Raw genomic sequence first — 13,509 nt, 5'->3', positions numbered from 1 at the left:
GATGTCCGCCAAAGCTATCGTTACCGTTCCGCCGTCACTGTCCGTCAAAATAAGGTTCGTTCCATCTTCGGTAAGGCCCGTGTTCGTGGTGTTGGTGTCCGTTAAAGAGGCTATTTGTGCCAATGGAATACCTACCATATTTCCTTCTGAATCCACCATGACCAAATCTGTTCCCATAACCAAAAAGGCGTTATTGGTGGTATTGGTGTCTATTGCCGCGGCAATGTCAGCAAGTGCTATCGTTACCGAATTACCGTCAGAATCGGTCAATATCAGGTCCGTTCCGTTCTCTGTAAAACTAGCATTTGTAGTATTAGTATCACTTGAGGTCAATTCCCAGGAATCACCATCCCAAAAATAGATGGTTCCCGTATTGGTATTCACATATAAATCGCCGAGGTCAGCTCCTGTAGGAGTTACAGATCCAGCAGCGGTAACTGCCGTTCCCTGTAATACCTCACAATTGCATTGGTCTTCAAGTGTTACCGTGGTTTGTGCGAACGTGATTCCGGACAGGAATAAAAATATCCACAAAATTCTTTTATCCATCGCCTTATGTTTATTTAAATACTTTGTCATTTTAAGATTGACCCTTTTGTTAGTGTTATTCAAATCCATAGTTGGTCGGTATTCCCTTTCGACCGTAGATACACCACGGCATGTTAATTCTTTACAAAATTAGATTTACACCTAGCCCAGTGAAATAATTGTTGTGTAAATGGATTTTCGCACGGTCTACGTCCTGAAAAATGAGGTTATAGCTTTTAAAAATGTTCAAAAGATAGCGGGTACTTTATCGATTAGCCCAATATTTACAGTGGCTTTCAAAGGTACGCTTGTAGCCAAAAAACTACACTTATATTGTATTATACAGATTAGTTCTTCTTTATCCGGTAGGTAATCCTCTTGTTCGTAATCAAGGAGTTTGTTCTAATTTCACTTAAAGGAGAAAACTCAGAAGTGCTATTTGACAATGTTGCGGTAGCCGTAATCAACTCGCCAATGGTCACTCCGGGAGGTAACGGAATGGTGAACTTAAATTTGTTAGTGTTGTCCGTATTTCCGTCCATATCTGTATATGGTAGAAGATTTGAATCCTGATCTGACCCGCTGCCTTCGACCAAGGTTGAAATATACACCTGACCTTCCCCATAGTCCCTTAAAAGACCCAATTGATTATCCCCGGCACTGGCAGTACCTTCGTTAATATCGGTCACAAAAAATTCCAAGGTCGCTCCAGGTCGTGACCAACCTTCCACTGTTAATGAAGTAGCGCTTCCATATACACCCGATATTATCGGGAAATTGAGGTTGCCGTTAGGTCCACCATCGGCATCGTTCAAATCATTTAAGGTTACTCCATCACCTAAAATATCTATACCCAAGGCTGGTGCATTGATACCATTTGCATAAAATGAATTCTGACTTATTAGATTACCGTTGCCGGACCCAATTAAGACAATTCCCGCACCTCCATTGCTGTAGATAACATTATTAGATATTTGGGAGTTGCTACCAGCCAATTCTATACCCATATCCTCTGGACCAACTCCACAATTGCCACCATCCTGACCTGATCCTGTTATCGTATTTTGTGAAATAATAAGATTTCCCGATGATAAGGCCGCATCTATACCCAAGGAGGCCGCATTCTCAATTAAGTTTTGTTGTATAACTATACCACTACCCCCATTGATTAGGATGTTATCATCACAAGCGGCGTCACCATTCGAGGTAATATGATTGTTCTGGATAATGTTTGATGTTCCACCGTTGATGAGTATACCACTATCTGTAGTGGTGGCAATATAGTTGGAATCTACCAACAAATTTCCGCCTAAATTCTCTACTGCAATGTCGATATTACCTGCATTTACCCCAGAGGCACTTACTCCCAACAGGTTGTTTTGAATGTCAATACTTCCACCATCTATCCGAATACCCGCATTGTTGTTGGCATAAACTGAAAGATTCCTAATTTGGGTATTATTCGCATTTATTTTAAACACATCACCACCATTCCTATGGACTTGAATCTCCGGTAAATCATAATTTGGTAAGGCTAGTGAAGAAATTCCTACTTGAGTTCCCCCACCACCAACAGTACCAGTATTGGTATTCCCCGAATAAGCTGTCTGGGTTCTACCGTCAATTTTTGTATTGTCCGAGCTTATATTACTTAGTGGGTTTCCATTTGAAATAAAAATATCAAAATAACCTCCGGAATAATTTGAATCTGCCGTTCGACCCAATGGATCGCTTGAAGTGGGTATCATAAAGACCGATGTGTCCTCTCCCGATACGGGATCAAAGAGCGCGTTTGCTTCAATATCAAGGCCTGTCTCATCAAGGTTGTTGGAATTTACTATAAACTGCTCCAGAGATCCCTGACCGTCCTCGTTTGTATTCACAATGCTATTAAAATTAAAACCAAAATCGATATTGCCCAATCCTCCTCCAGCAATGGTTACGGAGCTAACGGATTGAGCTCCACTGAAAGTCCCAGCACTAACGTCTTCTTGGTCTGGGAATGCCCCTCCAATCTCGTCAGTAATGTAATTGTAAGAGGTACCATTATGGGAAGTTCTAAATGTCTGTATTGGCCAACACGCAGTGCAGGCGGTTCCCCCTCCTCTACTGGACCTAACCGTAGAATTTACTACGCGAATAATATAGGTTCCATCCGCCATACCGCCAAAGGCATATTCTCCGTTGGCATCCGTGGTCTCAGAATTCCATAAATTACCCAGATTGTCATAAATCTCTACCGTAGAACCTTCCACAGGAATACCGGAAGATGTGGCCATGTCTCTTCCCGATCCTCCGCCGTAATTTATATCCTCAAAAACGGTTCCTGCTATCAAGTTTGATTGTACCTTGAGCACTACAGCATTGGATATTACAAAGTCCTGACCCATGGCTACATTGGCCGTAAATTGGGTATCGCCAGGGTCTAGGATACTCGTTAGGTCATAAGTGTCCCAGTCCAAGCCGTATGATGTGGTAATATTTATAGTTGTAGGTGTAGTATTATCATAAATGGTACTATTATAGGGATTATTCCCAGTCTGTCCTCCATCACCGGTTAAATCGACGGCTGGATCTCCAGGCACACTGATGGATAAATTTTCTACCACCGTCCCTGATCCGGCACCCACGATGTTTTCATCGCCTTCCCATGATAAAAAGGACGCTTTTGACCCTGCCCCGCTGATAGCATAAAAACTATCCAAAGTATAACTGTTTGTATCATCGCTTATTCCATAAAAGCCTTGGTACACATTTATAGTGGATACCGGTAGAGATGGCTCTTCATAAAATATCATAAGAGCCCAACCTCCCAATACCGTTGAGGAACTACAGTAGGTAGCTGAATTATCTATATCTAAATCCGTAAACGTGAAATCAGCCGTGTTTAAATTTGCCTTTGCCTGTACAATGGAAGTTACATCACTTACATAGCCGTTAAACTGCCTTGTAGTAATGAAGGAAGTATAGGCCTGGTCCGCTGTAACGTTTTGTCCTTCAAAGGTCACATTTGTATCCAATGTACCATTGGAATGGGCCCAATACAGATATGCCTTTTCAATAGTGGCACCTACAGGAACATCAACCAAAAGGGGTGCCTGAGAAGTTGCTTGTATCTGACAAGCATCGTTGTTGGAATTATTATTAGGAAGGGTTCTTAATGATCCTCCCGTGGAAGTGTAGTCAAAGTTACCATTGAACTCTCGAACCAGTACTAAAGGAGGGTTAACTTGAACTTCATCATCGTTAATAGTAATCGTTCCGTTATCAGTAATATCAACCGAAGGATTACTTGAGCCAGTTAGGTCCAAAATGAAACTTTCCGGCCCCTCAAGTAAACTATCATCCAATATTGTAACCGTCACCGTTTCAGTATCTCCAACGGTACCAGAAAAATTTAGAGTTCCAGAATTAAAGTTATAGTCCGACCCACTTACAGCAGTATTGTCAACAGTTTGAAAGTTAACGCTAAAACTACCTGTATTAGTTGCTGTATGGGTCACCGTAATGTCAACAGTACCAGCAGTTTCATCTACGGAAACATCGGTGATTTCAACTACTGGGTCATAAAATGCCGTAAATAACACATTATCGATAAAAATAGTATCTCCATTTTGCCAGTCAGTATCCCTGGGATAAAAAATGATTGCTGGATTGGAATCGATTTCGGCAGCGGTGAGATTGTATGTTATGGTACCAGTAGTATTACTGTCTACACTCCCTACCAAATTCCAAAACGCCGTATTACTGTTATAAATGTATACATCCATGATTTCTCCACCCCTAGATGTACCGTCAAAATCCAAGGTCAGTTGAACACTTGATGCTCCTGCCAATGGTACAAATCGATAAATCCAATCATCATCACTATTAGAAAAGCGCAAACGCCCTGAAGTAATTCTTGTAGAACCACTACCGGGATTGTTATTATCATTGTTCTCAATCCAATTAGAACTAAAATTCTGACTACCATCATTATTTGAATATGAAGCAGAACTAAAATTATCCCTAAAGGTCTCCTGACTCCAGGAAACATCAGCAGCTACCATTAAAGAGATAATCAAAAGCAGTTTAAAGAACTTCATTTCTATACAACTTTTTGCAATTAAACGAAGTTAAAGCTTGAAAAAGGTATCAATAAACAATTGTTGTGAAAGGGCTAATCGATGAAGTGTGGCCCTTAAAAAACGTTATTGGGTTATATTCAAAGCGGCACCCAAACAGAAAAAGGCAGCCAATTTGGCTCCCTTTTCGTATTAGTATTATTGTTCACTTTATTCAAAAATAATGAATTCAGATCTTCTATTGACGTCATGATTGGCCGCAGAGCATGGAACTCCATCGGCGCATTCGTTCAAAAGCTTGGATTCACCGAATCCTTCGCTCAATAATCGGTCTTTGGAAATACCCTTCTTGATCATGTAATTTACCGTAGATTCCGCCCTTTTCTGTGACAGCCATAAATTATAGGCCGCAGGCCCCCTACTGTCCGTATGGGAATTGACCTTGATTTTTAGACTGGGATATTTTTCCATGGCCGCGATTACCTTTTCAATCTCGACTTCGGAGTCTTTTCTAATATTGTACTTATCGAAGTCGAAATAGATGGTACTCAATTGTAGGAGTTTTGCCAAATCATCGCCGTAACCTGCTGTCACCCTATCCCTTTCCAAATAAAAGTCGATGATTTTTGGTTTGCCATCGGATACGCCAATATACTCCTCATGGGGAGTATATCCTTCCATCAAAGCCCGTACAAAGTTGCCTTGGTTACAATCCAATACCAAACTATAAGTACCCTTGGAATCCGTAATCGTGGACAAAAGTTCTTCGTTGTCCTCATTGATCACTTTTACCGTGGCTCCCACCAGAACCTGATTTGAAATTTTGTCCCTAACCGTACCTGTAACCTGTTGTATGCAATCAAAAACCAAGGGTTCGTTTTCAATAAAGGCGTAGATATCGTCATAGCCCATTCCGTCATCCCTATTGGACGCAAAATAGCCTTCTCTGTTCTCCTCATTAAAGATAAACGTAAAATCGTCCTTAACGCTATTTACGGGTTCACCCACGTTCATTATGTTCCCGTTGAAGTCCTTCCTTTTTATTTTTGTTCCGAAAACATCCAAGCCACCTAAGCCCGGGTGGCCATCCGATGAAAAATAGAGAATTTCCTCCTCAGTCACGAACGGAAATGTTTCTCTAGCCTCCGTATTTATGTTACTCCCTAAATTTACGGGGGTACCAAAAGTACCGTCCTTATTGATTTCTACCATGAAAATGTCCGAGGCGCCGAGGGTACCTGGCATGTCCGAAGCAAAATACAATGTTTTTTCATCCGGACTCAGCGCAGGGTGCGCCACAGAATAGGAGTCGCTATTAAAAGGAAGTTCCTCCACCTCGCCCCAAATGCCATCATCCATCATTTGGGCCCTAAAAATTTTTAGCCGAATAATACCCTCCTCATCCTTTTTATATTTTCCCTCCACGATATTGTTTCGGGTAAAATAAAGGGTTTGGCCATCTTTAGTGGTTATGGAAGTGGATTCATGTAGCCGGGTATTCACATAGTCGTCCAATTTTACCACCTTGCTCCGTGTAGCACTATCGGCATTCACTTTATACAAATCCAAAAAATCCTTGCCGTTCCAGGTGTGCCTGTTTCGGGCAAAGTTTCCTGTATCCCTATCCGAAGAAAAAATTAAGCCTTCCTTGTAAAAAGATGGGGCAAAATCCGAATAGGGCGAATTATATTCAAAAGTTTTCAATTCATACCTTCCCGAGTTCTTTCTTATTTCTGCAAGGTAATCTTCCGCGCTCTTAAATTGCTGGGCCCTGACATCGTTGCCCGTTATTTGGGTAAATTTGTTCATTATCTCACCCGCCTTTTCATATTCTTCCAAGGATTTTAAGGTTTGGGCGTATTTGAAATAATCCTCAGCACTCACTTCAGATTCAAATTCATTCACCAATCTGTCAAAGGTTTCCCCGGCTTCTTTGTAGTCTGCATTGTAATAATAGGAATTCCCCAATTTTCGCAGCAAATCTGCCGAAACAAAACCTTTGTCCAAGACTTTTTTATAAATATCTATGGCAGGACTAAAGGAATATTCATCGTACTTTTCATTTCCTTTTTTTAAAAACCGTTCCTGGGCAACCGCAGTTCCCGAAACAAATTGGGCCATTATTAGCAAAAAAAGGATATGTACTTTTTTAAACATGTGCATATTTTAAAAGAATCGGGGTGATACCAAACGTTGAAAAGATCTGACCAATTCAAATCTTAAAAAGACCTCAAAAGAACCGTCATTGAACTGGGTTCCACCAAGTTCCGTCGTTTCCCTATCATAGGCCAATCCTAACATAAATTGTTCGGAAACTTGAAACCCTACCAAGGCACTAAGCGCAGCGTCCCAGCGATAGGCCGCACCAAAGGTAAACTTATCGTTGAACATGAAATTGGCGGACAGGTCCACTTGTAATGGGGCTCCTCCCACCATCTTGGTCAATAAAGCGGGTTTGAACTTTAAGTTGCCGTTCAGGTCAAAAACGTAACCTGTTATAAAGTAAAAGTTGATTCTTTCCTGTGAAACAAATTGAACGGAACTTGCGTCCCTGTTGGTATTATCAAAATATTCCGTCTGCAACAAGTTGGGGGCGGATAATCCAGCATAAAAACTATTGGTGTGGTAATACATTCCCAATCCGAAATTTGGAGAAAATCTACTGTCAATATTATCGGTACGAACCACCTCGTTGTCAAAATTTCTAAGCTTGGCAAAATCTAGACTTAAAATGTTTCCTCCAGCCTTTAATCCAAATGAAAGTTTTGCATCCCTGGAAACATCAATGGTATAGGAAACCATAGCATCCAGATAGGTTTCTTGAACGGTTCCATCACCAATTTCGTCATTGACAATGGACACCCCATAACCCAGTTTACTATTTCGTATGGGGGAATGAAGGTTTAGTGTAAAGGTACTTGGGGCACCTTCCAATCCCACCCATTGGGAACGGTACAGACCCGCCATACTCAATTGACCCCGAGATCCCACATACCCCGGATTCACGGTCATGGTATTATACATGTATTGGGTGTACTGCGCATCCTGCTGCGCACTTGCTTCCGCTAGAAAGATAAAAGTAATAGCTAAAAAAGTTAGTATCCTGTATCTGATATTCATATAGTTATGCTTTTATCTGCTGATGTAAATATACTCACTATCCACAACATTCTCTCCGTCCATAGTGGTGTAATTAAAAATGTAAAAATAGACTCCCGATGGCAAATATTCCTCCACACTTAAGGTTGACCTACCTCTTGAACGCCCATCAAAAACGTTGGTCTGATTGTTATAGTTTTCCCCTTCGTAGACCGATACGCCCCATCTGTTAAAAATTCGCAAGGTACTCTGTCTGATATTTTCGGTACCACGGATGAATAGAAAATCATTGCGTCCATCCCCATTGGGAGTCAGCATTTGATTAACTTCCACTTTTAGGCTCGTAATTTCCTCCACGGTAATACTGACTGTTGCCGTGTCGCAGTTCCCATCCGTATCGCAAACGGTATATTCGAAACTGTCGGTTCCGTTAAAACCTTCCCGTGGAGTATAGGTTACCGTATCATCTGAAATATCATCCGGGGTTCCGCCGTCGTTTATTTCTACTGTTCCATTTGAAGGGGCAGTCACCGTTAATTCTCCATCCAGAGGTATTGCGGAATCATTGTTTAGAATGTCAATTTGAATGGATGTATCCTGTGGAGTGGAAACTTCATCGTCCACAAGATCCAATACTGGTGGTGTCCCCACGGTTATGGTTACCGTAGCCGTGTCGCAGTTCCCCTCCGTGTCGCAAACGGTATACTCGAAGCTATCGGTTCCGTTGAACCCGGCATCCGGGGTGTAGATAAGTACATCATCCGTGATGTCGTCCGGAGTTCCATTATTGTCAATCGCTACAGTTCCGTTGGTGGGTTCGGTGACGGTCAACTCCCCATCCGACGGAATTCCCGTGTCATTGGCCAACACATCGATATCAATAACCGTATCCTGTGGGGTGGAAACTTCATCGTCCACCGCATCCAACATTTCTGGTGTGCCCACCGTTACGGTTACAGTAGCCGTGTCGCAGTTCCCTTCCGTGTCGCAAACGGTATACTCGAAACTATCAGTTCCGTTGAAACCATCTTCTGGAGTATAGATCAATACATCATCCGTGATATCGTCCGGAGTTCCTCCATCATTCATCTCTACTATTCCATTGGTCGGTTGGGTCACAGTAAGTTCCCCGTCTGATGGTATGTTCATGTCATTTGCTAATACATCGATATCGACAACCGTATCCTGTGGCGTGGAAACTTGATCGTCCACCGCATCCAGCATCTGAGGTGTTCCCACCGTAACGGTTACAGTTGCCGTGTCGCAGTTACCGTTGGTGTCGCAAACGGTATACTCGAAACTATCAGTTCCATTGAAACCATCTTCTGGAGTATAGATCAATACATCATCAGTGATATCGTCTGGAGTTCCTCCATCATCTATCGCTACTGTTCCATTGGTCGGTTGGGTCACAGTAAGTTCCCCTTCTGATGGTATGTTCATGTCATTCTCCAATACATCAATCTCCGTTACAGTATTCTCAGGGATTGAGACCTCATCGTCTACAACATCAACTATCTCTGTCTTTGGATCTAAATAATCAGGCGTACCATCACTATCGGTGTCGTCATTGGTTGGGTCGCCATCCCCGTCCGCATCCTCATCTGGCGTGTCGATACCGTCCCCATCGTCATCAAGGTCACGGTAGTTCACGTCCTCGGTCCCGTCCGTGTCCGGAAGGTCATTGGCCGGGTCGTCGATTTCGTCGTTCACATCAAAACCGTCGTTTACATCGCTGCCCTCGTAACCATTATCCAGACCGTCGCCATCGGTATCGACACCGGTAAATGTCTGGTCCGGGATACCGTCGAAATTGAAGTCGTTGCCTTCATTGTTGTCCGGCACGGAATCATTGTCCGAATCGTTATCCAGATAGTCCACCTCGTCAGTACCGTCCGTGTTCACAGGGGTAAGACCATCTGGATAGGCACTGTTTACGCCATCGTTGCTTGCATAGGTAGCCGCGTCGTCGTCGTTCGGTACTATGTAACCGTCCGTGGTCTGCGCCTCCACATTGTCCGGGATGCCGTCGTTGTCGCTATCGATGTCCAAATGATTTGGGTATCCGTCACCATCGGAATCCAAAGGATCTGTCAGCGGGTCGTTGTCACCGTCGAGGTTTGGGTCTTCAACGGTATCCAAAATCCCGTCATTGTCATCGTCCAAATCGGCGCTATCAGGGACCCCATCACCATCTGTGTCCGTACCTGGGGAATCGGGGTCAAGATAATCGGGCGTACCATCACTATCGGTGTCGTCATTGGTTGGGTCGCCATCCCCGTCCGCATCCTCATCTGGCGTGTCGATACCGTCCCCATCGTCATCAAGGTCACGGTAGTTCACGTCCTCGGTCCCGTCCGTGTCCGGAAGGTCATTGGCCGGGTCGTCGATTTCGTCGTTCACATCAAAACCGTCGTTTACATCGCTGCCCTCGTAACCATTATCCAGACCGTCGCCATCGGTATCGACACCGGTAAATGTCTGGTCCGGGATACCGTCGAAATTGAAGTCGTTGCCTTCATTGTTGTCCGGCACGGAATCATTGTCCGAATCGTTATCCAGATAGTCCACCTCGTCAGTACCGTCCGTGTTCACAGGGGTAAGACCATCTGGATAGGCACTGTTTACGCCATCGTTGCTTGCATAGGTAGCCGCGTCGTCGTCGTTCGGTACTATGTAACCGTCCGTGGTCTGCGCCTCCACATTGTCCGGGATGCCGTCGTTGTCGCTATCGATGTCCAAATGATTTGGGTATCCGTCACCATCGGAATCCAAAGGATCTGTCAGCGGGTCGTTGTCACCGTCGAGGTTTGGGTCTTCAACGGTATCCAAAATCCCGTCATTGTCATCGTCCAAATCGGCGCTATCAGGGACCCCATCACCATCTGTGTCCGGTCCTTGATTATTGTCCACATCCAAATAATTTGGCCTGCCATCATTATCTGTGTCGTCATCGGTAGGATCGTTGTTACCGTTAACATCTTCTTCAGGCGTTGTCAATCCGTCATTATCATCGTCCAAATCCCTAAAGTTCACGTCGTCAGAGGAGTCAGTATTTGGAAGGTCATTGGCCGGGTCGTTAATTTCATCGTTCACGTCGAATCCGTCGTTGACATCGCTGCCCTCGTAGCCATCGTCCAATCCGTCGCCATCGGTATCGGTACCGGTAAATGTCTGGTCAGGGATACCGTCGAAATTGAAGTCGTTCCCTTCATTGTTATCAGGCACCAAATCATCATCACTATCAAAATCTTGATAATCTGGCTTGTCAGGTGGCGGTGTACCATCGGTATTTACAGCTGTCAATCCACCAATATATGCGCTATTGACTCCTTGGTTTGAAATGTAGGTAGCAGGTTCGTCGGCATTAGGAGCAATATAACCCATGGTTGATTGCGCCTCCACATTGTCAGGGATACCGTCATTATCCGTATCAATATCCAAATGGTTGGGATATCCGTCATTATCCCTATCATTAACCGCTATCCCTTCTCCAGCACCCGGATATGATTCATAAACATCATCCAATCCATTCCCGTCTGAATCGACTCCCGATTTTGGTCTGTAGGTATGGAAATTTTGACCTTCCAGATTGTCTAGTATACCATCATTATCTGAATCCAAATCCAAATAATCCGGTACCCCGTCACTGTCCGTATCCGTAGGGTTGGTTGCAGGGTTATTATCCCCATCATGATTTTTATCTTCTACCGAATCAAGAATTCCATCCCCATCATCGTCAATATCTTCATGGTCGTACACCCCATCACCATCATAATCAGTGAAATATGGTGAATAACTAGAACCCCTGTTTGCGCGAATGGCACCAATTAAAAAAGTTCCAATTAATAATAGGATAAAGTATTTATGGGAAAGGGCAGTTATTTCAATTTTGTAAAGTCTAGTTTTCATAATGACAGTTTATTAAAACAATCACCATGACAAGTATGAAATTCAGGATAGGATTTGGGATTTCCTTGATGAAAATTATGCGCAAGATACTTTATAAATATTCAGTTGTTGGGTAATTCGGTCAAGTTGTTAATAATTCTCCATAAACTGTGAAAAAGTTTATTTTCCTAGTATTTATAGTATTGATTAAGACACCTTTAACCTTTTTAAGGTCACAAAAATTCGCATTATTTTTTACTACAAATACTATTGTCACCTAGATGTATAAATTAGCTTATTTTTGCGCCAAATTTTAATGCATGAGCTTTAAGAAAGAGATAGAAAGAAGGAGGACATTTGGCATTATTTCGCATCCGGATGCGGGAAAAACTACCCTTACTGAAAAGTTGCTCCTTTTTGGAGGGGCTATTCAAGAAGCCGGTGCCGTAAAGAACAATAAAATAAAGAAAACTGCCACCAGTGATTTCATGGAAATCGAACGACAGCGGGGTATTTCCGTGGCAACTTCTGTCTTGGCATTCATATACAAGGATAAAAAAATCAATATCCTGGATACCCCCGGTCATAAGGACTTTGCAGAGGATACTTTTAGGACCCTAACCGCAGTAGACAGTGTAATCGTAGTAATCGATGTTGCCAAAGGTGTTGAGGAGCAAACCGTTAAATTGGTAGAGGTTTGCCAAATGCGGAAAATTCCAATGTTGGTATTCATAAATAAGCTCGATAGGGAGGGACAAGATGCCTTTGACCTTTTGGATGAACTTGAGCAAAAACTAGGGCTTTCCGTTACCCCTCTCAGTTTTCCCATTGGCATGGGATATGACTTTAAGGGCATTTACAATATATACGAAAAGAACATCAATCTCTTTAGCGGCGATAGTAAGAAAAATATAGAAGAGACAATTGCCTTTGATGATATTGAAAGTCCTGAACTGGAAAAAATCATTGGAACCAAAGCAGCTGAGAACCTTAGGAGCAACTTAGAATTGGTATGGGGCGTATATCCAGATTTTGACAAAGATCTTTACCTAAAAGGAGAACAGCAACCGGTGTTTTTCGGTTCAGCCCTGAATAACTTTGGGGTGCGTGAATTGTTGGATTGTTTTATAGAAATCGCACCCTCGCCAAAATCAAAAATGGCGGAGGAACGTCTAGTGAATGCCGATGAAAAATCCTTGACAGGATTTGTATTCAAAATACATGCGAACATGGATCCCAAACACCGGGACCGATTGGCTTTTGTTAAGGTGGTATCCGGAACTTTTGAAAGAAACAAACCTTACTTACACGTTAGACTGGATAAAAATCTGAAGTTTTCTAGTCCGAATGCCTTTTTTGCCGAAAAAAAGGAAATTGTGGATATTTCTTATCCAGGGGATATCGTAGGGCTCCACGACACAGGAAATTTTAAAATTGGGGATACCTTGACCGAAGGTGAAGTTCTCCATTATAAAGGCATCCCAAGCTTTTCACCGGAACATTTTAGATATATAAATAATGCGGACCCAATGAAATCCAAACAACTAAATAAAGGTATAGACCAGTTGATGGATGAAGGCGTCGCACAGCTTTTCACTTTGGAGATGAACGGCCGTAAAGTTATTGGGACCGTAGGTGCCCTACAGTTTGAGGTCATTCAATATCGACTGGAGCATGAATATGGTGCCAAGTGTAGCTACGAAAATTTTCCGGTCTACAAGGCTTGTTGGATAGGCACGGAGAATAGGAAAAGTGAAGAGTTCAAGGAGTTTATCCGAGTAAAACAGAAGTTTTTGGCTAAGGACAAGCGAGGGCAATTAGTTTTCTTGGCAGATTCACAATTCTCGCTTCAGATGGCGCAGCAAAAATATCCCTCCGTAAAACTGTATTTTACTTCCGAGTTCGAATAAAAAAATCCACCAAAAGG

At 42.9% G+C, this 13,509-nt stretch carries 6 protein-coding genes; 1 reads left to right on the top strand and 5 read right to left on the bottom strand.

Annotated features, from left to right (window positions below):
• From FEK29_RS16685 to FEK29_RS16665, 5 genes are all read right to left on the bottom strand, one after another.
• Window positions 1-549: hypothetical protein (locus FEK29_RS16685; RefSeq protein WP_394347778.1), on the bottom strand; the 549-nt coding region annotated here is incomplete at its 3' end.
• Window positions 550-875: 326 nt separating this feature from the next.
• The gene (locus FEK29_RS16680; protein WP_138259572.1) at window positions 876-4,613 is read right to left on the bottom strand and encodes a Calx-beta domain-containing protein; all 3,738 of its coding nucleotides are present in this window, start codon (window positions 4,611-4,613) and stop codon (window positions 876-878) included.
• Window positions 4,614-4,802: 189 nt separating this feature from the next.
• Entirely contained in the window at window positions 4,803-6,749 is a 1,947-nt protein-coding gene (locus FEK29_RS16675) for an OmpA family protein (protein WP_138259571.1), read from the bottom strand.
• A gap of 9 nt (window positions 6,750-6,758) precedes the next feature.
• A complete protein-coding gene (locus tag FEK29_RS16670) occupies window positions 6,759-7,712 on the bottom strand; it encodes a PorP/SprF family type IX secretion system membrane protein (RefSeq protein WP_138259570.1) in 954 nt (317 codons plus the stop codon).
• 12 nt (window positions 7,713-7,724) lie between these two features.
• Entirely contained in the window at window positions 7,725-11,603 is a 3,879-nt protein-coding gene (locus FEK29_RS16665) for an Ig-like domain-containing protein (protein ID WP_138259569.1), read from the bottom strand.
• 299 nt (window positions 11,604-11,902) lie between these two features.
• On the opposite strand from FEK29_RS16665, the gene FEK29_RS16660 reads away from it, so the two are divergent.
• Window positions 11,903-13,492, top strand: coding sequence for a peptide chain release factor 3 (locus FEK29_RS16660; RefSeq protein WP_138259568.1), 1,590 nt, complete (start codon window positions 11,903-11,905; stop codon window positions 13,490-13,492).
• Window positions 13,493-13,509: the final 17 nt, after the last annotated feature.

The sequence above is a fragment of the Maribacter aurantiacus genome, assembly GCF_005780245.1.
GTDB lineage: Bacteria > Bacteroidota > Bacteroidia > Flavobacteriales > Flavobacteriaceae > Maribacter > Maribacter flavus.
This window is presented reverse-complemented; position numbering and strand designations above follow the sequence as displayed.